General features: G+C 45.8%; 1 protein-coding gene. It reads right to left on the reverse strand.

Translation table 11 applies throughout. The annotated features are described in order from the left end of the window. Positions 1-225 (reverse strand): hypothetical protein (locus tag RRF55_RS28555; protein WP_439419378.1); only part of this gene is annotated, 225 nt, incomplete at both ends.

The following is a 225-nucleotide window of genomic DNA, read 5'->3' on the forward strand; positions in this document are numbered from 1 at the left end:
CGATAAACGCTGACGAACCCCCAAGGGCAAATCATCGGGCAGTTTTTCTTTGACTTCTTCCAGGTCAAAACGCTCCAGCATGAGCTGTACACGTGGCTCAATCTGTTCTTTTGGTACATGAAATAATTTGGCATGTAAGACCAAATTCTGCACAATGGTCAGCTCGCTGTATAGGGAAAATGCCTGCGACATATAGCCGACACGGCGACGAGTTTCAATATTGTT

The organism is Klebsiella sp. K47, assembly GCF_051858335.1.
GTDB classification, from domain to species: Bacteria; Pseudomonadota; Gammaproteobacteria; order Enterobacterales; family Enterobacteriaceae; genus Klebsiella; species Klebsiella pneumoniae.